Source organism: Marinomonas shanghaiensis (assembly GCF_003259175.1).
In the GTDB taxonomy this organism is placed as follows: Bacteria; Pseudomonadota; Gammaproteobacteria; order Pseudomonadales; family Marinomonadaceae; genus Marinomonas; species Marinomonas shanghaiensis.
In genome coordinates this window covers 1-22,713 of the sequence record NZ_QGOK01000024.1, presented here as the reverse complement: position 1 = coordinate 22,713, position 22,713 = coordinate 1, and the positions used below count along the sequence as shown (strand labels likewise).

Genomic DNA, 22,713 nt, shown 5'->3' with positions numbered 1-22,713 from the left:
CCAGCCATTTCGACTATTGGTCGAAATCTGGAAATGCAAGTATCATTACTTGATTTCGACAGATGCACCAGCTTCTTCAAGAGCCGCTTTAAGAGCAGCAGCATCTTCTTTAGAAGCAGCTTCTTTAACAGTCATTGGAGCACCGTCAACGATTGCTTTAGCTTCTTTCAAGCCTAGGCCAGTCGCTGCACGAACTGCTTTAATTACGTTTACTTTCTTATCGCCAGCGGCAGTAAGAATAACGTCAAATTCCGTTTGTTCTTCAGCAGCTGGACCAGCGTCAGCAGCTGGACCTGCAGCTACAGCAGCTGCTGCAGATACGCCGAATTTTTCTTCCATTGCAGAAATTAGTTCAACAACGTCCATCACAGACATTTCTGCTACTGCATTGATGATATCTTCTTTAGTTAGAGCCATGACTCAGATTCCTAGCATTCTTTAAAATTACCCGAGGGTAATAAAACAAAATATTTATCAAGAAGGGACACGGTAAACCGTATTAAGCCGCTTCTTGCTCTTTTTGATCGCGAACCGCTGCAAGAGTACGTACCAACTTGCTTGTTGCGCCCTGAATAACACTCATCAGTTTCGCAATAGCTTCGTTGTATGTAGGCAGTGTTGCCAAACGATCAATGTCGCCAGCTGGGATCAACTCACCGTTGAACGCCAACGCCTTCACTTCAAACTTGCTGTTAGTTTTCGCAAACGCTTTCAATAAACGAGCAGCCGCACCTGGGTGTTCGTTAGAAAAAGCAATTAGCGTAGGACCAACAAAGCTATCAGCTAGACATTCGAAGTCAGTGCCTTCAACTGCACGGCGAGCCAAAGTGTTACGTACTACACGTACATAAACACCTGCTTCGCGCGCTTCTTTACGTAGCGCCGTCATGCTGCTCACGGTAACACCGCGAGAATCAGCAACAACCGCAGACAATGCAGTTTTAGCAACTTCGCTAACTTCGGCGACAATGGCTTTTTTGTCTTCTAGACCTAATGCCACTGGTTTTCTCCTGGATTAGCAGGGAATAAATTCCCCTATATTTACCAACTCTCCGATTGCTCGAAGTACTTGCTGGTGAGTTAGATCCAAGTATATCTGAATCGGGCCACACCATCTGCGCAGGACAAACATTTTTCAACGTTGTTATTAAACCGTTAGGTTCCTGCGGTCTTTGACGGCCTGCTCAACAAATAAATGAAGGCAGACCCCAAAGCTCATGATCTAGATGCTTACTTAGTTGAGTTAAGCGCACCTAGATCAATTTGTAGACCAGGTCCCATTGTAGAGGACAAAGTCACTTTTTTCAGGTAAACACCTTTTGAAGACGCTGGCTTAGCACGACGCAGGTCGGTTAAAAGCGCTTCAAGGTTACCTTTGATAGCATCCGCAGCAAATTCGATAGAGCCAACAGCAGCGTGGATGATACCATTTTTATCTGTACGGTAACGAGCTTGACCTGCTTTTGCATTCTTAACTGCAGTCGCAACATCAGGCGTTACTGTGCCAACTTTAGGGTTAGGCATTAGACCACGAGGACCTAAAACCTGACCTAGCTGACCAACGATGCGCATTGCGTCTGGAGAAGCAATAACAACATCAAAATCAAGGTTACCAGCTTTAACTTGTTCAGCCAAATCTTCGAAACCTACAACATCCGCACCCGCCGCTTTCGCCGCTTCAGCATTTGCACCTTGTGCAAACACAGCAACACGAACATCTTTACCTGCACCGTGAGGCAATACAGTAGAACCACGAACAACCTGATCGGATTTACGTGGGTCAACGCCTAGGTTAACAGATACGTCGATAGACTCTTTGAACTTAACAGTAGAAAGCTCAGACAATAGAGCAACAGCCTCTTCAACAGAGTAAAACTTAGTTGCTTCTACTTTTTCAGCGATCAAGCGAGCGCGTTTAGTTAATTTAGCCATTAGTTAACACCCTCAACTTCTAGACCCATAGCGCGAGCGCTACCAGCAATAGTACGAACTGCTGCATCCATGTTAGAAGCAGTCAAATCAGCCTGCTTAGCAATAACAATCTCTTCTAGTTGAGCACGAGTAACCGTACCCACTTTTTGAGTGTTTGGACGAGGAGAACCACTCTTTAGGCCAGCCGCTTTTTTAAGCAAAACAGCCGCAGGAGTAGATTTCGTTTCGAATGTAAAACTACGGTCACTGTATACAGTGATGATAACAGGCGTTGGAAGACCAGGCTCTAGACCTTGAGTTTTCGCATTAAACGCTTTACAGAACTCCATAATGTTCACACCGTGTTGACCAAGTGCTGGACCAACTGGTGGACTTGGGTTCGCTTGACCCGCTTTAACTTGCAGCTTGATATAAGCTTGGACTTTCTTAGCCATTTTTTAACTCCAATTGGGTCACTGCCCGAAGGCTACCCGTTCAACAAAATCAGGCTTTTTCAACCTGACTAAATTCCAAATCAACTGGCGTTGAGCGCCCAAAAATAAGCACCGCCACTTTGATTCGACTTTTATCGTAATCTACTTCTTCCACAACACCGTTAAAGTCAGCAAATGGCCCTTCATTAACTCGAACAACCTCACCCACTTCAAACAAGGTTTTAGGACGAGGTTTATCAACCCCATCACTAACACGTTGTAGAATGGCGTCAGCCTCGCGACTGGTAATTGGCGATGGCTTATCTGCCGTACCACCAATAAACCCTAACACACGAGACGTACCTTTAACCAAGTGCCAAGAGGCATCATTCATATCCATCTGAACCAACACATAACCTGGATAGAACTTTCTTTCACTCTTGCGCTTCTTACCATCTCGGATTTCGACCACTTCTTCGGTCGGCACCAAAATGTCACCAAAATTCTCTTCCTGCCCCATAACCTGCACTCGCTCAATAAGCGAACGCATTACGTGCTTTTCGTACCCTGAGTACGCCTGTACTACATACCATCGTTTGGTCACGAGCAACTCCTAACTAATTACCGAGGAAACGATCCAGCCAAGGAGCGAATCCACCCCCCATAGCACGAGAGACATAAAAACAACAACCGCTAACACGATTAAGGTCGTTTGCACAGTTTCCTGTCTTGTCGGCCACACAACTCTGCGAATTTCAGTTTTGGCTTCTTTCGCAAGAGTAAAAAAAGCCTTACCTTTCACAGTTTGTAGCGCAACAAAACCAGCGACACCGGCCAACACCAAAATAGCGATTAAACGATACAATAGTGACTCAGCAGAATAATAGTTATTACCAATCACGCCTACCGCAACTAGCAGAACAACAATCGCCCACTTAAACACATCTCCGCGAGACGCTTGAGCTTCAGTACTCGAACTCATACTTCAGGTGATCCCTAACTAAGAAATAGGATACGAAAGATGGCAGGCCAAGAGGGACTCGAACCCCCAACAGCCGGTTTTGGAAACCGGTGCTCTACCAATTGAACTATTGGCCTACATTCGTATGGGCGGAGGATGATACCTGAACAAGCTAAACTTAGCAAGGGTATCTGCCCAAAAAACAGACAATAAAAAAGGCGGTTAACCCACCTATCTTTTGCATTGAAAATGCTGGAGCTCATGAGCAGATTTGAACTGCCGACCTCACCCTTACCAAGGGTGTGCTCTACCAACTGAGCTACATGAGCCTGGAGCGGGTAGCGGGAATCGAACCCGCCTCTTCAGCTTGGAAGGCTGAGGTAATAGCCACTATACCATACCCGCAATTGGTGGAGGGAGGTGGATTCGAACCACCGAAACTTTCGTGGCAGATTTACAATCTGCTCCCTTTGGCCACTCGGGAACCCCTCCACGTACTCAGCGCTACAACGCAACACCCCAAAAGGTGGGAGCCATTATATGAATCGCTTTGCCAATTGCAAGCACTAGCAAGGATTTTTTTCTAATTTTATCATCATCTTGGTCAGATCAAGGCGTGAAACAAACCGCTCCCAATCTTTCTCACTTACAGGCTGCGCTATGTCCACCTGCTGGAGTGACACATTCCTCATATGTTCATAGACATCCACCGTATAGCCAGAGATATTTTGTATACGCTGTTTCGCTTGATCAGCTCGCTCTTGCGATGAATATAAACCCAATGAAATACGATTCTTCATTTCAGCACGATTAATCACAAAGCTATCAACCGATTTGGAGGCAAGATCTTTGACAATTTTAGCCGCGGTTGCTGGCGTATCTGGTGCGGCAATATACAACCAAAATTTAGGACGCTTACCTGTCACCTCTTGCTCTTTGTAAGACCAGCCAAAATCGTTCAGAGCCTGAGTAATTTGTTTTTTATCTTCTTGTCGCTCCATCTCCATACGCGGACACAACAATGCTGGCGATTTCGCGACCGTTTGGTCTATGACGCGATTTAGCGCCTCTTCTAAGCTTTCATTCGATGCCACATTCGAATGAGTAACTTGCTCACCATTTGCCGACCCCTCGGATAGCAAATGAATTTTTTCGCTCACTGGGGGGCCGTAAACAGACTCCTGCACCACCTTTGGCTTATCTTTTACAAAACCATGCCAGCCAAGAAAGCCAGCATTCAGTAACACCACAAACAGAAATAGCCACTTCATTTGTCGCCTCGCAAGCGCTCATCACCAACTAATTTTGCGCCCAGCGCAACAAGATTAGGCTGGCACTCCAGAGAAACACCCAATAAATCCAATAGCCTTTGCGCGTCACCTCCCGTCACTACCCATTTAAAAGTAGGATAACGACGATAAATACGCTCTAAAAACCCCAGCGCCATTTCATGACACCCTTCCGTCACAGCTCTGGCAGTAGAATTAGGTAGCCCCTCCCCTGCTACGACCTCATGTGCCTCGTAACGAATGCGCGCTGTTTTAGAAAGTAGGGACTCTTCCATCATAGCAAGTCCAGGAGTAATGTACCCCCCTAGGTGCAAACCCGCTTGATTCACTACATCTATTTTGATGGCCGTTCCAGCATCAACGACCACCACATCCCCAGTTACCAAATGATGTGCAGCAATCACACCCAACCAGCGATCTATACCCAAACGCTCTGGCTCAAGATAGGCATTACGAACCCCACAAGCGTAGGCTTGACTCTTTAATGTCAACCACTGACTTTGCGGAAACTCTGCCTGAATGTCTGCACGTAACAAAGCACTCAACTCTTTGGAACGAACACTGGCAAAATAAATCACATCTGGCGCAAAATCTGCGTCAGTGGGATAGCTATCGCCGCGCCTAACCCACAACACTTGATCGCCAAACAAGGCTGTAAACTTGATGCTTGTATTGCCCGCATCAATCACCAATAACTTACACTCGACGGACACTGATCTCTCCTCCATGCAGAGCCACCAGCTCACCGTGCTCTTCCAATAACAACGCCCCTTTTTGATCAATCCCTCGAGCAATGCCATGGCGCTGTTGAGACACAGTACTTACTGTGACAGATTGATTAAATAACACGTCATATGCCTGCCAATGATGTTGGAAATGTTTCATTCCATGGCCCTCTTCGAAGAGCTTGCAGACCTCAATAAGCTCTTTAGTAAGCTCTGCCAATATCCTATTTCGACTCGGCCTTGATTTTAATCGAGAAACAAGGTCTGTCCACGGCTGATCAACATGCTTCATGACACTGCTGTCCATTTCAACATTGAGACCAATCCCAATAATGACATGGCATACATCTTGGTCTGCGACCATCTCGAGTAAAATTCCGCAAATTTTCTGCCCATCGACCTGTACATCGTTTGGCCATTTTAAACCGGGGTTGGGAACACCTATTTTCTTTAACACCCGAGCAACCGCCACCCCGGTCGCAAGGCTTAAGCCCTCTACTACGTTTGGACCATTCTCAAAACGCCATACAAACGAAAATGTAATATTTTTAGCAACGCCGGATTCCCATTGCCGACCACGGCGCCCTTTACCCTGGGTCTGACGCTCGACTGAAATCAACGCGGGTAAAGAAGTACCTTGGGAAATACATCGCTTTGCATCACCATTTGTAGACTCCGTTTCAAACGCCAATTTAATGGTGACCTCATCCGGCACACCATGCTGACGCAGGCTATCTTCTGACAATAATTCAAGTGGTGATGGCAACCGATAGCCACGCCCCTTAACGGAATGGACACTCACCCCGATAGACTCAAGCTTCTTCAGCTTTTTCCATACCGCAGCACGAGTCACGCCTAGCGCGGCTCCCAGCTCTTCACCAGAGTGAAATTCATTATCACTAAGCAGCGCTAAAACGGCTTGCATCGACGCTCTCCCATTTTCTCTTATATGTTGAGTCACAAAGCCTAATGAAAAGGCAAAAACGACTGACCTTGTTGTGCCTGCAGCCAATTCAATTCAGGGTAATCGCACACATTATCAACTGCGTGTATGGCATAGGCATGACGTGATTTATCCGAACGATTTGCGTAACTAAGGTGTGGGAACTCACCATTAAGAATCACCAAAGACCCTTTGGGAACAGGCAATGCCACGAGCTCATCGGCATTCCACACATGCTCTTTCAGCGTCACCATTTTGGTTTCTATGGCATTAGGTTGGACACGCTCAAAACGCTTTAGTAGACCTTGCTTATGCCCTTCTGGTATTCCCCATAGACAACCATTTTCCAGTGTCGCTTCTTCGACAGCAAACCATAACCCAATCACACTCATGGGCGAGGTATAAAGAAAAGTACTGTCTTGATGACAGTTTACTTCACCACCAATTCCAGGCTGCTTAAAAATATACATAGATTGAGCAGCTCGAGGATCTTTCATACCTAAACGCTGTAAGAGTGTCGCCCATACAGGAGACAGAGAAAAAGCATTAAACAAAGCATCTTGAGAATGCAAACCATGCCCAACTTTGTTAATCGATAATTCGAGCGGTTGTTTCAGCTGTCCAGCCTCGTCAAAAGCCTCCTCTTCAAAGAAGAAAGACACGTTATCGGCTGACTCCATAAAATAACGATCAGTGTGACGAGATTGTTCATTGGTCGTAAAAATAGAGCGTACCGCTTCTGGTTCAAATGATTTCATCAACAATGCCATGCGCGCTTTCAAGGCATCACAAATAGATTCCGGTACCACCGATTCCAACACCAAATACCCTTTACTATGATATTGATCCACTTGCATTGGAGTCATCTCGATAGCGTTTAGCTCAAGCTCTATTTCATTGATCATATGCCCTTCCTTTTATCCGTTGCTACCTGCATTCGCTCTAATAAAAAACACGATCTCTTGCATCAAGGCATTAAAATGAGGATTCCAAGAGACCCTTGCTGCATGAGGACTTTTTTCCAGCAAAGCGTCCGACTTTTCGCCAAACCAATTCGCTTGATCAGTACGACAACTCTGATATAAGTCCTCATCTGACACATACCAGCCACAAACACGATAGACACCAGACTCACCGTAATATGTGTTCTCAGGATTACCATGTACAGCCATATGTGAAAGCCCTAAGATTCTGTCCTTAGGCCAATTGGTATTATAAACCTTGATCCGATCCGTATTGGCACTCATTTGATCTTTACTGTACAACACCATTTGACTCTTAGAGCCAATCATCCCTTCCTTAAACACCTCCTCTGTGACGGACGAATCCACCGTCTGATCATCTTCAGACAAGGCAATAAACACGGGTAAGCGCTTAGGGTTATCCAACACTAAATCACGTACTTCTGCCGATAATTCGTATACCTCGGCAATGGCTGGCAAAGGGATAGAAGCGTATTTCGCAAAATCATCACTGGGGTCATTGTCTAGCCAGTCTTTCACTAACGCCAACCAAGGCGCAAGCCAATCTATGCTGCTGTTTACTTTAAATACAGGAGAAAACAAAACCGCTCCTGCCACTTGGTCTGCATGCTGCCAAGCATATTCTGTCGCCAGCGCCCCGCCCGTTGAAAAACCTCCCACGTACAAGACATCCACTTGCTTACTGAATTCAGCTGCTGCATTTCGAAACGTCGCCCGCCAATCATCACGCGAGACATTCAATAAGTCTTCCGCTTTCGTACCATGACCTGGCAACAAAATAACACGGACATGATAACAAGCCGATTGCAACGCAATAGCGGGGTCTCGCATCGAAAATGGGGAATCGGATAAACCATGGGACAAGAGCACACCAATATTCGCCCGCCCAGCACAAAACTCTGGATCAGGCAGTAATTCAAAAGGCATCACAGCATCAAGCTCTCTAAACTTATTGGCAGGATTAAGCCACCGCTTATTTTTGCCAAGATACTCTTCTGCACGTACGAGATATTGGTCAAACGATTCGTCTGGTGCAAAAACAAATGCTGTTTGCTTCTCCGCCGCATTTAACATCCCAGAAATGGGCAATGTCAAAAGACACACGCTCCACAACATTATTTTTTGCCACATACCAATCCCTCTCATTATTAAATAACCCAATCTAACCAATGTTTTTTGAACGCCACAAGCTATGCTAACATTCATTATTTGATCACCACATCTATTCCCTATGAAAAGACCTTACCCTGATGCTGAACAAGTACCTTCCCTTTGGTTCCCACTGGTAAAAAGGTTTTACCAAACGCATTATCCCAGCGGAAAACCTAACAAAGCAGACCCTATTTGGGTCCTACGCAACCATAAGAATGCTATTGTTTGCTCACTTCGACTCAAGCAAATTGCCGAGTATCAACTGCTCACTGCCATGGTAACAGAACCCTCCCATCGTAATATGGGCCTTGGCACTCACCTCATTAACAACCTTTATTCCGTACTAAGTGACAGACCGACTTACTGCTTTGCATTCACCCACTTGGTGCCTTTTTATCATGCAAATCATTTTACGACTATCTCTATCGAAATGTTACCAGCTGAACTCAAAAATCGCTTTCAAGCCTACACAGCTCAAGGCAGAGACCTTACACCGATGCGCTATATTCTCCGCTAAAGTAGACTTAAAAAGCACTTAAAATACCTTAAATTACTAAAATACATCGATCATCATTGACCCTTTTTCCTCTCCTCCAGTACCTTTGAGAACATAACTGACCTTCCGATTGGAAACCCATAAGAATACTGAGGAAATCATGCCTATCAACTTACCTGCAAACTCGAAAATGCTTAACCAAGATTTCATCTTTGGTGTCGCCACAGCGGCGTTTCAAATAGAAGGCGCCGCCCAATCTGATAATCGTCTGCCCTCTATTTGGGATACATTCTGTGCGACGCCAGGCAAGGTAAAGGGCATGGATAATGGCGACATCGCGTGCGACCATTACCATTTATGGGAACAAGACATCCAGCTGATCAAACAACTTGAAGTCGATGCTTATCGATTATCCATTGCATGGCCTCGGGTAATGGATAAAGAAGGGAAAGCCAATCAAGCCGGACTCGACTTCTATCGTCGCTTGCTCAAAAAACTCAAAGACGAAGGACTGACCGTCTTTGTCACACTCTACCATTGGGACCTACCACAACACCTAGAAGACAAAGGTGGCTGGCTAAATAGAGAAACCGCCTACCAGTTTACAAAGTATGCGGATTTAGTGACCAAAGAATTAGGCGAATGGGTCGACAGCTGGGCAACCTTTAATGAACCTTTCTGCGCCGCTATTTTGGGGTATGAATTAGGCATACATGCTCCCGGTTTAAACAAACCAGAATACGGCAGACAAGCCGCTCACCATATTTTACTTGCCCATGGCTTAGCATTGCCAATTATTCGCAAAAATGCGCCAAAGTCTCAGGTTGGTATTGTTCTGAATATGAACCGCTCTTACGCGGCCAGTGAAAAAACCGAAGACCAATTTGCTTGTTTGGTAAGGGAAACCCTAGACAATCAATTTTTCATTGAACCACTTATGAAAGGACAATATCCTCAACTACTCAAAACCGTCGCACCACAGTATTTGCCAACCGTTTTACCTGGTGACATGGACATTATTTCTCAACCGATTGATTTTTTGGGAATGAACTTCTACACCTGTAATCACAATGCCTTCGACGCAGATAACCTCTTCAAAAATGTGAAAAACCATCGCTCTGTTGAGTATACCGATATCGGCTGGGAAATCGCCCCACATGCTTTCGCCGAGCTATTAGTCAACCTTCACAAGCAATATACACTGCCACCCATTTATATCACTGAAAATGGCGCCGCATGTGCAGATCAACTTATTGATGGCGACGTGAACGACGAGCAGCGGATACGCTATTTAGAGGGCCATTTAAATGCGGTACATCAAGCGATTGAAAACGGTGTTGATATTCGTGGTTATTTTGCTTGGAGCTTGATGGATAACTTTGAATGGGCAGAAGGCTATAGCAAACGCTTTGGTCTCACTTACGTCGATTATCAGACTCAAAAAAGAACCATTAAGCGCAGTGGTTATGAATACCGTGATTTTCTAAACAGCCGCAAAGGTTAACAATCCCAAGCCTATTAATGAACAAATAAAAACGCCCAATGAATCACTCATCGGGCGCTTTTTATTGGCTTCAAAAGCAAATGGATAATGGCTACTTCAAATGGCCTGCATTATGAAGCTCTCTATCGCTCTCTGCTGGCGGAGTCCACTGGTACTGCCAAGTTTCAGTCAACGGCTGACCATTCGCTTCTAAGTAAACACGTAAGTTAATTGGCTTAGGCTCACCTTTTGGTGGCACCAAATCAAACATTGCTCGATACCCATCGATAGAATGCAGCGGTCGAGCAGATTCAATTTCAACTCGCCCTTCCGATGAGGTAATGACGGCTTTTACTTTTGTGTCATTGCCTAACATTGCTAAAGAACCGCCAGCAAAGTCGACCACAAAGCGCTTGCTGTAATACTGACGCTTCTTACCAATCACACCGCCAATACCTGTAAAGGTATCGACAACACGAGCGCGGTTAGATTGTACAGGAGGATGACTGCCCCAATACATATTATAGCTGTAAAGCAACTCTTGTCCGGCTTCAACTGGTGCCGCTGGATTCCAGAAAGCGACAATATTGTCGAACGTTTCATCGAGCGTTGGAATCTCTACCAATTGCACAGATCCTTTCCCCCAATTACCAATCGGTTCAATCCACAAACTTGGGCGCTTCTCATAGAAAACACCGTCATCTTGGTAATGGTCAAAGTTACGATCACGTTGCAATAACCCAAACCCTTTAGGATTTTCATCACTGTAAGCATTAAACTGCAAATTGGCAGGATTCGCTAACGGGCGCCAGATCCATTCCCCACTTCCTGTTTGCATAGCAAGGCCATCGGAGTCATGAATTTCTGCACGCCAATCGTAATTGGTTCTGCGATCATTTTCACCGACCATAAACATACTCGTCATTGGTGCAACGCCTAAACGCTCAACGGATTTACGAGGGTAAACAGCGGAATCTACTCGCATCTTGAACGGTTCACCTGGGGTCATATCAAAGCGATAAGCCCCCGTGACACTTGGAGAATCCATTAATGCGTACACAGTCACCACATCCGAGCCTGGCGTTGGTTTCTCTAACCAAAAATCGGTAAAAATTGGAAACTCTTCAGGGTGCGGCATCGCGGTATCAATCGCTAAACCACGTGCTGAAAGGCCATACTGCATTTCAGCGCCTACAGCACGGAAGTAACTCGCGCCCAAAAAGGCAACCACATCACGCTGCCAATCTGTTGCAAATTGCATTCTAAAACCGGCAAAGCCAAGATCTTTAGGAAGTTTATTACCATCTACCTTAGACTTACCGTAGGTAAATTCAGAAGGCATGTAAGGAATCGGCGTTGATTTACCATTTTCCAACTCATTCATATGAATGGGCGTATCAAAGCCCAAACCAAGATGAAAAAGCTCAGTACGAAATTCTGACTTTTGATCACGCCACAAGGCGGCCTCTTTATTAAAACGAATTTCTTGGTAATCATCCCAATCTAGACGCTTTAAACTCTCCGGTAATTCACCTTGATGGCTTTTATAAGGCGTTGTCGCCAATTGACGCGCATACCCTTTTAACCAAGCATAACTGAACGCTTGCCCTTCTTCCGGCTGAGCAGCAGATTGTGAAGCCTGAGACGGTGATGTCTGTGACTGAGCCGCACAAGCCGTAAGGCTAAACATCACCCCAACAGCGACTAAAGATCGACTGACTAATCTATTTAAGCGATTGGAAGCATTAATTTTATGAGGATGGCGCACAACTTGTGGCACAACCACGTTTGAATCCTTCATGGACTCTGAAAAACATTGAGGAAACATATAACATGACCCTATCAGTTAAAAATTAATATCTATATTAGCTAATTACGACCTTATCGAGTGTTCAGATAGAGTAAATATTTAATATATTCATACGAAAAGCGTAAACAAGAGCCTTACGGTTATTTGAGCTTCTTTTCCATCATACTTAACAGACGAAATATCAGCTCCCATCTTATTTAAAAATCTTACAATGATTTAAACACCCGATAAAAAACATAAAGCGTGACGACAAACAGTAAGATTAACGAGCTCACTTGGAACTGAATTACACAGCAAGTTTCTTGTTTTTTTACTCGCATTAATTACAGATAAAACGCCAATTTACCGAACGGCGCATATCATGATAGCGCTGACATCGACTTGTCTATAAAATTCCCGTACTTAAACCATTGCAAGGATTAAAATTATGAAAAATGCCGTTTTAGGCATTCAAATGCTATTCGTGGCATTTGGCGCTCTTGTGCTTGTCCCGTTGTTAACAGGCTTGGACCCTAGTGTTGCTCTTTTTGGTGCCGGTGTGGGAACGCTGCTATTTCAATTCACCACACGCCGTACCGTCCCTATTTTTCTTGCCTCTTCTTTTGCCTTTATTGCTCCCATCATGTACGGCGTTCAAACGTGGGGAATTCCCGCTACCATGGGAGGGTTAATTGCAGCAGGCTTTGTCTACGTTGTACTTGGTGGATTCATTCGACTAAAAGGTGCGGGCTTCATCCACACATTATTACCCCCTGTTGTCATCGGCCCTATCATAATGGTAATCGGTCTTGGTCTCGCGCCTGTTGCTGTCAATATGGCACTTGGCAAAGCAGGAAACACACAAGTTATTGATGCCGATATTGCGATCTGGATTGCCCTAGCTTCTTTGCTAACCACTATTTTAATTAGTGTATTCGCAAAAGGACTCTTTAGGCTACTGCCTGTTTTCGGCGGCATTATCGTTGGCTACGCATTAAGTTTATTCTTCGGCATTGTCGACTTCCAGCCCATTCATAATGCAGCATGGTTTGCCATGCCGAACTTTACTGCGCCTGAATTCAACATTAACGCCATCTTATTTATGTTGCCCGTTGCCATTGCCCCAGCGGTTGAACACGTGGGCGATATCCTGTCTATTTCCAATGTAACAGGGAAAGACTACCTAAAGAAACCAGGCCTACACCGCACCATCACGGGCGATGGTATTGCTACGATGGCAGCAGCGATGGTCGGCGCGCCACCAAATACAACTTACAGCGAAGTAACAGGCGCCGTTATGCTTACTAAAGCATTCAACCCTATCATTATGACGTGGGCCGCCATTGCTGCCATCGTACTGGCATGGGTAGGAAAGTTAGGCGCGGCTCTGCAAACTATCCCACTACCTGTAATGGGTGGCATTATGATTCTATTGTTTGGCTCTATTGCCGCAGTAGGGCTAAATACCTTGATTAAGAATCAAGTCGACCTTCATAAATCACGCAACTTAATCATTGTTGGTGTAACGCTGGTATTTGGTATCGGCGGCATGGCCTTTGGCATTGGCGAATTCAGCCTACAAGGCATCAGCCTATGTGGCATCGTCGCGATCACGCTGAATTTAATTTTGCCGAAAGACATTGGTGATAACCACATCGTCGACAAGGCACAAATAGAAAACTAGCACTATAAGAAGCAGTTCAAATTCAACGGTCCTAAATGGGCCGTTTTTTTGTGACACGAGCACAGGAAATACACAAAAATATCCAACCAAATATTAAGTTTTATTAAATCTATTGCATATTGAGCTCCCTCCTGAAATCATAAATGATAACCATTATCAAATGATAGGTTTTACGATATGAATAGAGATTTACAACTCCAATTCACTCAGCTGTACGAGCTACATCAAGGATGGCTATCCAACTTTCTGCGCAAGCGACTTAACTGCTCGCATAAAGCCGCAGATTTGATGCAAGATACCTACTTGAAAGTATTGGTTAGTGGGAAAATACCGCCTACCGAATACGCACGCCAGTATTTAACCTGTATCGCTAAGGGTCTAGTTGTTGATCAATATCGTCGGTGGCGTATTGAACAGGCATACTTGGAGTCAATCAGCCATCTTCCTGAAGAGTATCATTCGTCACCAGAAAAACGCCTTGAAGTTATCGAGACCTTAATAGAGATCGATGCGCTATTACACCAAGTGTCGGAAAAAGCACGCCAAGCATTTCTACTGCGCAGACTAGAAGGGTTGTCCTATTCCGACATTGCAGTGCAATTAAACGTATCAATATCTTCTGTAGAGAAATACATCGCCAAAGCATTACAAGCGTGTGCCATAGCCATGATGGAGAGACACAAATAATGCAACCAAACCAAATTGATCTAGAACGCATTCAACAGGCAGCACATCTGATGGCAAGACTCTGGTCAGACAAACCATCCAAACATGATCAGCACGCTTGTAATAAATGGCGAGCCGCCGACCCTGACAATGAAAAAGCATGGCAATGCCTGATGCAAGCACAGGCACATTTCGGAGATGCCCCGAAAGAGACGATTCAAATCATAGCTCGAAGCCGAAAAATGTCTCGTCGTCATGTTTTAAGTTTAATAGGGCTTTCTACTGGAGGGCTCTTCTTCGCTGGCGGCTATATACATAATCGGTCCCTAAGCTCTCACGCCTCTTACTATAAGAACCTAGCCACAGCGACAGGGGAAGTAAGAAGCTTTCCATTAAGCGATATCAATAAACTAGTTGTGAATACGAAGACCACTCTTGCTATGCCAACAGAACATCAATTTAAACTTGATGACGGTGAATTCTTCCTAGATGTGTCACAAGCAACGCCTTACCAAATAGAAACAATGGATGGCATAATTTCTTTTAATCAAGGCAAGCTTAATATTCGTCGTACCGATGACATCACCCGTATTAGCGTATTCTCAGGTCAAAGCGTCCAATTGCTTGGTAAGCAAATGCATAACCCACTATCAATAAGCCCTGGTGAAAGTGTCTCTTTCAATACCATCAATACATCCCGCATATCTAATACGGACCCCAATACCGTCGGTTGGGTTACAGGTAAGCTGGTAGCACAACGAATGCCCCTCACCGATTTTATACATGAACTAAGTCGTTACAGAAAAGGTATAGTCAGAGTGGCACCGGAACTCAGACAGCTGGCCGTCACGGGCGTGTTTTCTATAGACAATACAGATCAAATTTTACAACAGCTACAAGCAAGCCTCCCCATCAACATTTACCAATTAACACCCTATTGGGTCAACGTAACAGCAAGCTAAGTACAACCCACAAATAAAAATGATAATTACTTTTATTTTCTTTTGTGGGTTTTCCAGCTTCACTCGGTATGAAGGGTATAGACACTAATTCAGCCGAGAAGTTAAAGAATGAAACACCAAAAACAGCCCCTCTTCAAACCATTAATACTGGCCATACCATTAAGCGTTTCCGTCGCATTATATGGAATTTCTCCCGTTTTAGCCGCAGATAACATGGCCCAAGTAGACAGTCGCTACTATTCCATTCCGGCAGGCTCTTTAGATTCAGTACTGAATCAATTTGCATTAACCGCTGATGTGAGTTTATCCATTAACTCTGCCCTTACCACAGGCAAACGCAGCTCTGGCCTTAACGGCGACTACACACAGGACGCCGCACTGGCAAAGATTCTGGCAAATACCAATCTGGTTGCCCAACAAACTCAAAATGGCAGTTACATCGTAAAATCCGAGCAAGGAGATGACGGAGTCAATCTTCCTACCATTACCATTGAAGACAACAACGCAATGTCTGATATGAGTGCCCGTGATCAAAAGGGCTATGACGACGTATACGACAAAAACACCTCCACGACCTTTATTGGTAAAACAGAGGTAGAGCGTTACAAGGGCACCACCCCATCGGATTTACTACAAGGCGTTCCCGGCGTATTCAGTGGCGAAGCTCGCAACAGCGGCGCACTCGATCTAAACATTCGTGGCGTTCAAGGCCCTGGCCGTGTTCCTGTTACCATAGATGGTACAGAGCAAGCGCTGACAGTATGGCGTGGCTACAACGGCGCGACTAACCGCAATTACATCGACCCGAACCTGATAGGCAACGTACAAATTTACAAGGGTGCCACCAATGAGCGTGATGTACACAGCAGCGTTGGTGGCGCCATGGTGGTCAAAACTCTGTCACCCGACGACTTAATCCGCGATGGTGAAACCTTTGGGGCAGAATTCAAAATAGAAGGCAGTAGCAATGCTGTGAACGCAAGAGTACCAAGCCTTCACACGGGCGAATTACCTAGTGAAGTAGAGGGTTACCCTGTTGGCAGTAGTTTCCCAGCGAGCGATAAAACTCTACGTGTTAATGTAAAAAACAAATCGGATAGCGATAACAACCCGCTAAATGGTGGTGACTACGCCTATCGCGTGGCTGCGGCCAAAAAGAGTGAGCACTTTGACGTGCTCGCTGCTTATGCTTATCGGGAGCGAGGCAATTATTACTCAGGGAAAAACAACACAAGCTACTACAGCCAAGAAGAAATTGGTCAAGATTTAGATTACATCACCACCATGGCCAAATACTGGAAACCTGGAACCGAAGTCACTAACACCTCCAGCCTAATGGAATCTTGGTTGCTAAAGACAACGCTACACATCAGCGATGAGCAAAAAATTAGCTTTAATTACCGCGAGTCTGATTCGACTTATGGCGAGATCATGCCGTCCAGAATTAGCAGCCAAGATGATAGAAGCGCTATTCAGTGGCCACTCAGTAAAGTCAACGCCAAAGCTTATAACCTAGAATACAATTACAAACCTCTCGATAATCGCTGGGTTGATTTTAATGCCAATCTTTGGCGTACCGACACCGTCAGTGATACTTACACCTCTGGGGGATACCCAAATGCCACCCCCCCAAACGATACCGACTCGCCTTTAATCAACACAGGGTTGGCAAATGCCACAAACCTTGTGGATGGCATTACCCTAAGCAATAAGATGAATTTGACGGAGACTTTAGATTTGACCCTAGGTGGTCGTTTTCAGCATGAAGAGCTCAGTTCAGAAGACGAATACGATGGACGTTTCACACAATCTGGCAAATTGTCTTTTCCACGAGCGGGACGACGGGAAGAATGGGAAACCAACTTCGACCTTGCTTGGCAACCAACCGATAAACTCAAACTCAATGGTGGTATGACCTATTCCGCTTATTGGGCATTCGATGATTTTTTGAATGCTCACAATGGAGAATTCTCAGAAGCAAACACTAGTTATTATAATATTTCTTACAGCACAGGATATGTCCGCACAGATGAAGAGATTGCAGCATTAGTTGCTGAAAGAACCGCATTTTTTAAAACCTACCTAGATTCTGGAGCTATAAGCCAAGCAGTATATGATCAAATTGTTGCTGGTATTTCATACGATAAGACAGTTATTGAGAATACTTACAACAACTATGCAACTTGGAAGCCCGATGCTGATGGCAATTACGACCGCGCCGACAACCCTTGCCTCAATGGCTCATTAGCCAATGAAAATGTCGTTAGCTGCAGTGCTAAGCCTGTAAATGAATTTATCGCCCAAACCGCGAAAAAACAAAAAGACCATGGCTGGGTACCCCATGCTGGCATCAGCTACCAATTCACCGACTACAGTCGAGCCTATCTAAAATACAGCGAAACCTTACGCTACCCTAGCATGTTTGAAAGCACCATCGCCTTTTCCGCGTCTCAAAGCATTTATGGTGTTAAACCAGAACACGCCCATAACTGGGAGCTGGCTTATGTACACGATTTAACCCAATGGCTTACCAATGCCGAACACGCTGATGTAAAAATCGCCTACTACGACAATCTCACTAAAGATGTTATCGAACGTGATAAATACTTTAAATTTAATAATGTCGACGAGCAAAAAATTCGTGGCATAGAACTCAGTGCCCGTTATGACAATGGCCGTTTTTTCACCGGTTTAGGTGTGAATTACACCTTACAGAATGAAATCTGTGATGAAGACAGCGCGGCGATGTTATCCATTAATGATATAAGTCGAGCCGCTAATGAGCCGATCCCAACTTGCTTCAAATACGGTTTCCCTGGTGGCTATCAACTTGCACAGGCCACCCCAAAACTGTCTGCCAATCTATCCTTAGGACAGCGCTTTATGGAACGCCGCTTGGAGCTAGGCGGACGCCTTACCTATTACAAGGGCTATGACAACGACGACCTAGACTGGTACATCCGTAATTCCGTTCAAAATTCAAACAACAGTACTGGGTATGTTTATACCTTTAACACACCCTTTTCTTGGGACGACACCGTCCTAGTCGATGCTTATATTCGCTACAGAATTAACAACAACTTTGATGTGGAGTTCACCGGTTCAAACCTAAGCGACCAATATTATGTGGATCCAGCAACTCGATCCGTTGTCGCCGCGCCGGGGCGCACATTTAAACTGGGTTTAACAGGCCGCTTTTAGCGACCTGTTAGCAAGGATGACACAACATAAGTAGTGTCATAGCAACCGTGTTTTCATTGGGGAAACACACAACACAATGGAGTAATACAATGAAAAAGTTACATTTAGTAAGCGCAATGACTCTCGCTCTTGGTACTTTAGCATTATCAGGTACTGTACAAGCGACCGCTCCAGGTGCATCAAGCAACACTAGCTATGTAGATATTGATATTTCAACAGTAAACGGTGGGCCACATTCATCAGGAAAAGCAGGAATCGCGGTGCAATACACTGGGATTACTAACTTTGTCGATTTTCAGGGGCTAAGTGCTTATGGCGGAACATCAAACGGTGTTCATGTATTAAACTTCCCTTATGACTACGAGCCAGGTGAAGAACCAGAAACTGATCACTCAGGTTTGGGGGTATTTCACTTTGCTCAAGTAGGCACCAGTGACGTTTGGTTTGGTGAATGGTCTGCTAGTGGCACTAGTGGCGACGCAACACGTACTGTGTACTACTCAGGCGTCTCTGCGGACTCCTCTGTGCCAACCTCTGGTACGGCCACCTATACAGTCGTGGGTATCAATAACTACGACGGCACAGCAGCAAGCCTGCTAAACGGTACATTAACCGCTGACTTTGCTGCGGCAACACTAACAGGCAGCATGGCGAACACAAATGGCCTTACTGTTGATATTGGTACAGCGTCCATTAATAGCGATGCTTCTGTTACTGGCTCAGATGCAACAGCAAGTATTTCAGTAATCGAAGTCGCTTCTGCTGGTAACGTTTCAGGTCAATTCTACAATGGCCAAGCAGATCTAGCGGGGCTTGTTGACTTTGCTGGTACGCAATACGACACCGCATTTGGCGGCTCTAAAGACTAAGTCATTATTATGATTTAACCTTAGCCGAGCATGATTATCCTGCTCGGCTTTTCTCTTTACTGCCTATGATGAGCCATTTACATGCATTTTTTAAAAAGTAACTTTCTTCATTGCAAGATAGTCGGATTGGCCTTGCTGTTTATGTTCTCACGATCTGCAACAGCAGATGATCACGATCTAGATACTCAGCTCAGGTTAAACCAAAACATAGAACAACAAAACAATTCAAAGGAAAGTGAGTTACTCAAAGATGAAGATTACCTATCAGGAAAACGCCCAGAGCTGATTCTTGATGGCAAGTCTTACACCGTAGGACACAATGCTAATGATATCGGGCGTGCGCTCTATATTTCCATTAAACAAAAACAATGGAATGCCGTCGTTTACTTTCTCGATGAATACCGAACACTTTCCGATGCTGATCCACTTTTACTCGCTTATGCGAAAGGCGCATTAGCTCGAATCCAGGGTAATATGAAGCAAGCCGCAACAGAGTATCGCCAGCTCCTCGGCCTCAACCCTGGGTTCTTGCCAGGTCAACTGGAACTGGCCCGCGTACTATTCGAAGATCACCAAGATAAAGAGGCAGAGGTAGTTTTTGCACAAATATCGGCAAATCTTGACCCAGACAATGAACAACAAGCAGGCGTAAATCGTACAGTAGAAAGTTTCCGTAAAGCACTTGAACAGCGCCGTGATTGGTCGATCTCCATCGCGCTTGGTGCAGTATGGAATGATAACCTTAACCAATCTTCAGAAAGCCGAACCTGTTTACTCATCGCTCAAGGCCAATGCATTTATGAGCGGAAAATCCCTGACGCCATTTCAGCAACTGGACTTGATTACGAACTTACCATAAACAAATACATGCCAACTGTCGGACATAATGGACTGTATTTTCGCTCTTTGCTGTACGGTAAAAGTTATGACGATTACCCTGATTACAATGAAAGCACATCGGTAACGCAATTAGGTTATCGCTATCAAGATCTCGATGACCAAATACAACTCGCTCCTTCTTTTGAATTTTCTGCCTATGGAAATAAAGCCATGTACAGTGCCTTAGGCCTACATGGCGAATGGACTCGTCGCTTTTCTAACAAGCAAATGCTCAAACTCCAAGGCGATTACAAAGAACTGCGCTACAAAAAACAAAACTACGAACGCTATAACGGCCCTTCCTACTCAGCAAACGCGACCATGTGGCAAGTCTTGCCAAACAGCTGGACATTATTCGGAGGTGTTGATGGATTAGACCGACAAGCAGATGATAAACCCTATGGCTACTTACAACTTGGCGTACGACTTGGGGTCTCAAAATCGTTTTCTAATGTTCTAAGCACAACATTTTTCACCTCTTTCCGCGAACAAACCTACAAAGCGTACAGCAACATTCTTGGTGCAAAACGCAATGACCATGAAAGCAGCTACACATTGGTCATGAAATCGCCTCAACTGTCCATCTTAGGTTTTGCTCCGAGCCTAACCATCAAACACTCAAATATAAACAGCAATGTAGATTGGCTGTATAGCCGTGAAAACAACCAAGTCAGCCTAAAACTGGAGAAAAATTTCTAACATGATAAAACTGCATCACTTAACTACTTTTGTCACTCTTTGCGCCCTATTATTCAGCTCTGTGTCCTGGGCCGCAGGAAATTGGCAGTATTACCAAGATAAAGCCATGACTCTTTACCAAAATGGCGATTACATCGAGGCAGAAAAAAATGCAAAATACGCGGCCAAAATCGCTAAAGAAGCCGACAACGGTACCGCGTTTCGTGCCAGTAGTCTCAACCTATTGGCTTTTATCCAGATAGCACAAGGCAAGCAGAACCCTGCAATTGATTCAATCAATGATGCGATCCGGTTTACAAAAAGCGCTTACGATGACAAACACCCTCAAGTAGCCACTCTGTTATTTAATAAAGGCAATTTCCTAGAACAGGCTGACCAACCACTAAATGCCATTGAGGCTTATACCCAAGCTTGGGATATTCAACAATTTGAAGATGTTCAAGCGAATGACATTTTAAAAACCGTAAACGCGCTAACTCGCCTTCATAATGAATCGCAGAATTATGCCGAGACCATATCCATCGTCGAAGAGTTTATGAAAGGAAGAAGTAATGAGCCATTTAGTGAACTTTTTCGTCAAATAAACTATTCACTAGCCGAAGCATATGTACAACAAAACCAGCAAGATGCCGCGCAACGCACATTAAAAGAAGAACTCGAACGAGAGCAAAATGCTCTAGAAAGTAATGACGTTCACCTTGCCGAAACACTAGAACGTCTTGCTGCTATCTTAGAGGCTCAAGGAAAACAGAGTTCAGCCACACCTCTGCGTAAGCAAGCCCTTACTATTCGATCTACATCGAGCGAAGCGTCGTTAGCCAATATTATGAACTTAAATGAATTGGCATTAGACAGCCAGCAGAAAAATGATTACCCAAAAGCCAAAGCGCTTTATCAAGAAGCCCTAGCTGGATTACATAAACTCAACCACGCCCAAGGTATAGAGCAAGCACTCATACTTGGTAATCTCGGTAGTGTAGAAGAAGATCAAGGCAACACTAAAGAAGCCTTAACACTTTATCAGCAGAGCCTAGTACTTCATGACAAGATCCCGACCCAGCCATTACAAGCCGCCTATACTGCCGCAAGAGCGGGGGCTATTTTCTATACTAAAAGAGACTACCTAAAAGCAGAACCCCTCTTTCTGCAATCACTCTCCTTGATGGAAAAAGCACAAGCACCAACCGCATCTAAACAGATTGCATTAGAAAACCTAATAGCGCTCTACGATGCTTGGAATAAAAACAGAGAAGAATCAAAGTACCTAAAGCAATTGAAGGCATTGAAGAAGTAATTAAAACAAGCAACTGATAACCAACTGCTAGGTTATCTATAGAACAGGCAATGACCTTGGTAGTCAAAATTCAAGGCAGCTGTTCATTCGTCCTTTAATCCACACAGACGCACACAGACGTGTACAGGCGCCAACGCATTGAGGGACGAAACAGGCCCAAGCGAATCAAGTTGTAGGTCGGCCTTCAGGCCGTCAAAGAACTTTTCTTGAACAAAACAGACTACTTGAGACGGAGATGAGCGCATTACGATACATCACGTCTTGACGGGCTAAAGCCGCGACCTACAAAAAAA

General features: G+C 44.8%; 21 protein-coding genes and 4 tRNA genes. 9 read left to right on the top strand and 16 right to left on the bottom strand.

From position 1 onward, the window contains the following. Positions 1-45 precede the first annotated feature (45 nt). The 15 genes from rplL to DKT73_RS17185 form a co-directional block, all read right to left on the bottom strand. Positions 46-417, bottom strand: coding sequence for a 50S ribosomal protein L7/L12 (gene rplL / locus DKT73_RS17255; RefSeq protein WP_111639788.1), 372 nt, complete (start codon positions 415-417; stop codon positions 46-48). Between the two features lie 82 nt (positions 418-499). Next, on the bottom strand, positions 500-1,000 hold the full coding sequence (gene rplJ, locus DKT73_RS17250) for a 50S ribosomal protein L10 (protein ID WP_111639787.1): 501 nt from the start codon (positions 998-1,000) through the stop codon (positions 500-502). A 230-nt stretch (positions 1,001-1,230) separates the two neighbouring features. Then, entirely contained in the window at positions 1,231-1,932 is a 702-nt protein-coding gene (rplA, locus tag DKT73_RS17245; RefSeq protein ID WP_111639786.1) for a 50S ribosomal protein L1, read from the bottom strand. Further along, the gene (gene rplK, locus DKT73_RS17240; protein ID WP_111639785.1) at positions 1,932-2,366 is read right to left on the bottom strand and encodes a 50S ribosomal protein L11; all 435 of its coding nucleotides are present in this window, start codon (positions 2,364-2,366) and stop codon (positions 1,932-1,934) included. Before rplK ends, rplA begins: the two co-directional genes overlap by 1 nt. Positions 2,367-2,415: 49 nt before the next feature. After that, on the bottom strand, positions 2,416-2,949 hold the full coding sequence (nusG, locus tag DKT73_RS17235) for a transcription termination/antitermination protein NusG (RefSeq protein WP_012071948.1): 534 nt from the start codon (positions 2,947-2,949) through the stop codon (positions 2,416-2,418). A gap of 9 nt (positions 2,950-2,958) precedes the next feature. Beyond that, positions 2,959-3,327 carry a preprotein translocase subunit SecE gene (gene secE, locus DKT73_RS17230; protein ID WP_111608617.1) on the bottom strand — a complete coding sequence of 123 codons (369 nt, stop codon included), beginning with the start codon at positions 3,325-3,327 and terminating at the stop codon, positions 2,959-2,961. A 40-nt stretch (positions 3,328-3,367) separates the two neighbouring features. Continuing rightward, positions 3,368-3,443 (bottom strand) — tRNA-Trp (locus DKT73_RS17225). Positions 3,444-3,559: 116 nt separating this feature from the next. Further along, positions 3,560-3,635: transfer RNA gene (locus DKT73_RS17220), tRNA-Thr, on the bottom strand. 1 nt (position 3,636) lies between these two features. Next, a tRNA-Gly gene (locus DKT73_RS17215) sits at positions 3,637-3,711 on the bottom strand. A 3-nt stretch (positions 3,712-3,714) separates the two neighbouring features. After that, positions 3,715-3,798 (bottom strand) — tRNA-Tyr (locus DKT73_RS17210). A gap of 74 nt (positions 3,799-3,872) precedes the next feature. Then, positions 3,873-4,577: an SPOR domain-containing protein gene (locus tag DKT73_RS17205; protein WP_111639784.1), complete on the bottom strand. Its 705-nt coding sequence runs from the start codon at positions 4,575-4,577 to the stop codon at positions 3,873-3,875. Beyond that, on the bottom strand, positions 4,574-5,308 hold the full coding sequence (locus DKT73_RS17200; protein WP_111639783.1) for a type III pantothenate kinase: 735 nt from the start codon (positions 5,306-5,308) through the stop codon (positions 4,574-4,576). The genes DKT73_RS17205 and DKT73_RS17200 overlap by 4 nt, the downstream gene beginning before the upstream one ends. After that, on the bottom strand, positions 5,292-6,245 hold the full coding sequence (locus DKT73_RS17195; RefSeq protein WP_111639782.1) for a biotin--[acetyl-CoA-carboxylase] ligase: 954 nt from the start codon (positions 6,243-6,245) through the stop codon (positions 5,292-5,294). The genes DKT73_RS17200 and DKT73_RS17195 overlap by 17 nt, the downstream gene beginning before the upstream one ends. Before the next feature lie 41 nt (positions 6,246-6,286). Beyond that, entirely contained in the window at positions 6,287-7,168 is an 882-nt protein-coding gene (locus DKT73_RS17190) for a phytanoyl-CoA dioxygenase family protein (protein ID WP_111639781.1), read from the bottom strand. Between the two features lie 12 nt (positions 7,169-7,180). Then, on the bottom strand, positions 7,181-8,377 hold the full coding sequence (locus DKT73_RS17185) for an alpha/beta hydrolase (protein ID WP_111639780.1): 1,197 nt from the start codon (positions 8,375-8,377) through the stop codon (positions 7,181-7,183). A gap of 100 nt (positions 8,378-8,477) precedes the next feature. Between DKT73_RS17185 and DKT73_RS17180 the strand changes: the two genes are divergently transcribed. Beyond that, positions 8,478-8,915, top strand: coding sequence for a GNAT family N-acetyltransferase (locus DKT73_RS17180; RefSeq protein ID WP_111639779.1), 438 nt, complete (start codon positions 8,478-8,480; stop codon positions 8,913-8,915). 139 nt (positions 8,916-9,054) lie between these two features. After that, on the top strand, positions 9,055-10,398 hold the full coding sequence (locus tag DKT73_RS17175; protein WP_111639778.1) for a GH1 family beta-glucosidase: 1,344 nt from the start codon (positions 9,055-9,057) through the stop codon (positions 10,396-10,398). Positions 10,399-10,489: 91 nt separating this feature from the next. On the opposite strand, the gene DKT73_RS17170 is transcribed toward DKT73_RS17175, so the two are convergent. Next, a complete protein-coding gene (locus DKT73_RS17170) occupies positions 10,490-12,178 on the bottom strand; it encodes an OpgD/OpgG family glucan biosynthesis protein (RefSeq protein ID WP_232827919.1) in 1,689 nt (562 codons plus the stop codon). A gap of 436 nt (positions 12,179-12,614) precedes the next feature. Between DKT73_RS17170 and DKT73_RS17165 the strand changes: the two genes are divergently transcribed. The 7 genes from DKT73_RS17165 (at position 12,615) to DKT73_RS17135 (ending at position 22,420) form a co-directional block, all read left to right on the top strand. Next, a complete protein-coding gene (locus tag DKT73_RS17165; protein WP_111639777.1) occupies positions 12,615-13,850 on the top strand; it encodes a uracil-xanthine permease family protein in 1,236 nt (411 codons plus the stop codon). 177 nt (positions 13,851-14,027) lie between these two features. Beyond that, positions 14,028-14,537, top strand: a complete 510-nt coding sequence (locus tag DKT73_RS17160) for a sigma-70 family RNA polymerase sigma factor (protein ID WP_111639776.1) — start codon at positions 14,028-14,030, stop codon at positions 14,535-14,537. Next, positions 14,537-15,478, top strand: a complete 942-nt coding sequence (locus DKT73_RS17155; protein WP_111639775.1) for a FecR family protein — start codon at positions 14,537-14,539, stop codon at positions 15,476-15,478. The genes DKT73_RS17160 and DKT73_RS17155 overlap by 1 nt, the downstream gene beginning before the upstream one ends. A gap of 108 nt (positions 15,479-15,586) precedes the next feature. Beyond that, on the top strand, positions 15,587-18,679 hold the full coding sequence (locus DKT73_RS17150) for a TonB-dependent receptor (RefSeq protein ID WP_111639774.1): 3,093 nt from the start codon (positions 15,587-15,589) through the stop codon (positions 18,677-18,679). 89 nt (positions 18,680-18,768) lie between these two features. After that, on the top strand, positions 18,769-19,548 hold the full coding sequence (locus tag DKT73_RS17145; RefSeq protein WP_111639773.1) for a Slam-dependent surface lipoprotein: 780 nt from the start codon (positions 18,769-18,771) through the stop codon (positions 19,546-19,548). Positions 19,549-19,629: 81 nt separating this feature from the next. Next, entirely contained in the window at positions 19,630-21,126 is a 1,497-nt protein-coding gene (locus tag DKT73_RS17140; RefSeq protein ID WP_111639772.1) for a surface lipoprotein assembly modifier, read from the top strand. 1 nt (position 21,127) lies between these two features. Then, complete coding sequence (locus DKT73_RS17135) at positions 21,128-22,420, top strand: tetratricopeptide repeat protein (protein WP_111639771.1); 1,293 nt, start codon at positions 21,128-21,130, stop codon at positions 22,418-22,420. The last annotated feature ends 293 nt before the right edge of the window (positions 22,421-22,713 follow it).

Coding starts and splice junctions, on each gene's coding strand:
- rplL (WP_111639788.1), bottom strand. CDS start 417: ATGGCTCTAACTAAAGAAGATATCATCAATGCAGTAGCAGAAATGTCT.
- rplA (WP_111639786.1), bottom strand. CDS start 1,932: ATGGCTAAATTAACTAAACGCGCTCGCTTGATCGCTGAAAAAGTAGAA.
- rplK (WP_111639785.1), bottom strand. CDS start 2,366: ATGGCTAAGAAAGTCCAAGCTTATATCAAGCTGCAAGTTAAAGCGGGT.
- secE (WP_111608617.1), bottom strand. CDS start 3,327: ATGAGTTCGAGTACTGAAGCTCAAGCGTCTCGCGGAGATGTGTTTAAG.
- DKT73_RS17205 (WP_111639784.1), bottom strand. CDS start 4,577: ATGAAGTGGCTATTTCTGTTTGTGGTGTTACTGAATGCTGGCTTTCTT.
- DKT73_RS17195 (WP_111639782.1), bottom strand. CDS start 6,245: ATGCAAGCCGTTTTAGCGCTGCTTAGTGATAATGAATTTCACTCTGGT.
- DKT73_RS17190 (WP_111639781.1), bottom strand. CDS start 7,168: ATGATCAATGAAATAGAGCTTGAGCTAAACGCTATCGAGATGACTCCA.
- DKT73_RS17185 (WP_111639780.1), bottom strand. CDS start 8,377: ATGTGGCAAAAAATAATGTTGTGGAGCGTGTGTCTTTTGACATTGCCC.
- DKT73_RS17180 (WP_111639779.1), top strand. CDS start 8,478: ATGAAAAGACCTTACCCTGATGCTGAACAAGTACCTTCCCTTTGGTTC.
- DKT73_RS17175 (WP_111639778.1), top strand. CDS start 9,055: ATGCCTATCAACTTACCTGCAAACTCGAAAATGCTTAACCAAGATTTC.
- DKT73_RS17170 (WP_232827919.1), bottom strand. CDS start 12,178: ATGAAGGATTCAAACGTGGTTGTGCCACAAGTTGTGCGCCATCCTCAT.
- DKT73_RS17165 (WP_111639777.1), top strand. CDS start 12,615: ATGAAAAATGCCGTTTTAGGCATTCAAATGCTATTCGTGGCATTTGGC.
- DKT73_RS17160 (WP_111639776.1), top strand. CDS start 14,028: ATGAATAGAGATTTACAACTCCAATTCACTCAGCTGTACGAGCTACAT.
- DKT73_RS17155 (WP_111639775.1), top strand. CDS start 14,537: ATGCAACCAAACCAAATTGATCTAGAACGCATTCAACAGGCAGCACAT.
- DKT73_RS17150 (WP_111639774.1), top strand. CDS start 15,587: ATGAAACACCAAAAACAGCCCCTCTTCAAACCATTAATACTGGCCATA.
- DKT73_RS17145 (WP_111639773.1), top strand. CDS start 18,769: ATGAAAAAGTTACATTTAGTAAGCGCAATGACTCTCGCTCTTGGTACT.
- DKT73_RS17140 (WP_111639772.1), top strand. CDS start 19,630: ATGCATTTTTTAAAAAGTAACTTTCTTCATTGCAAGATAGTCGGATTG.
- DKT73_RS17135 (WP_111639771.1), top strand. CDS start 21,128: ATGATAAAACTGCATCACTTAACTACTTTTGTCACTCTTTGCGCCCTA.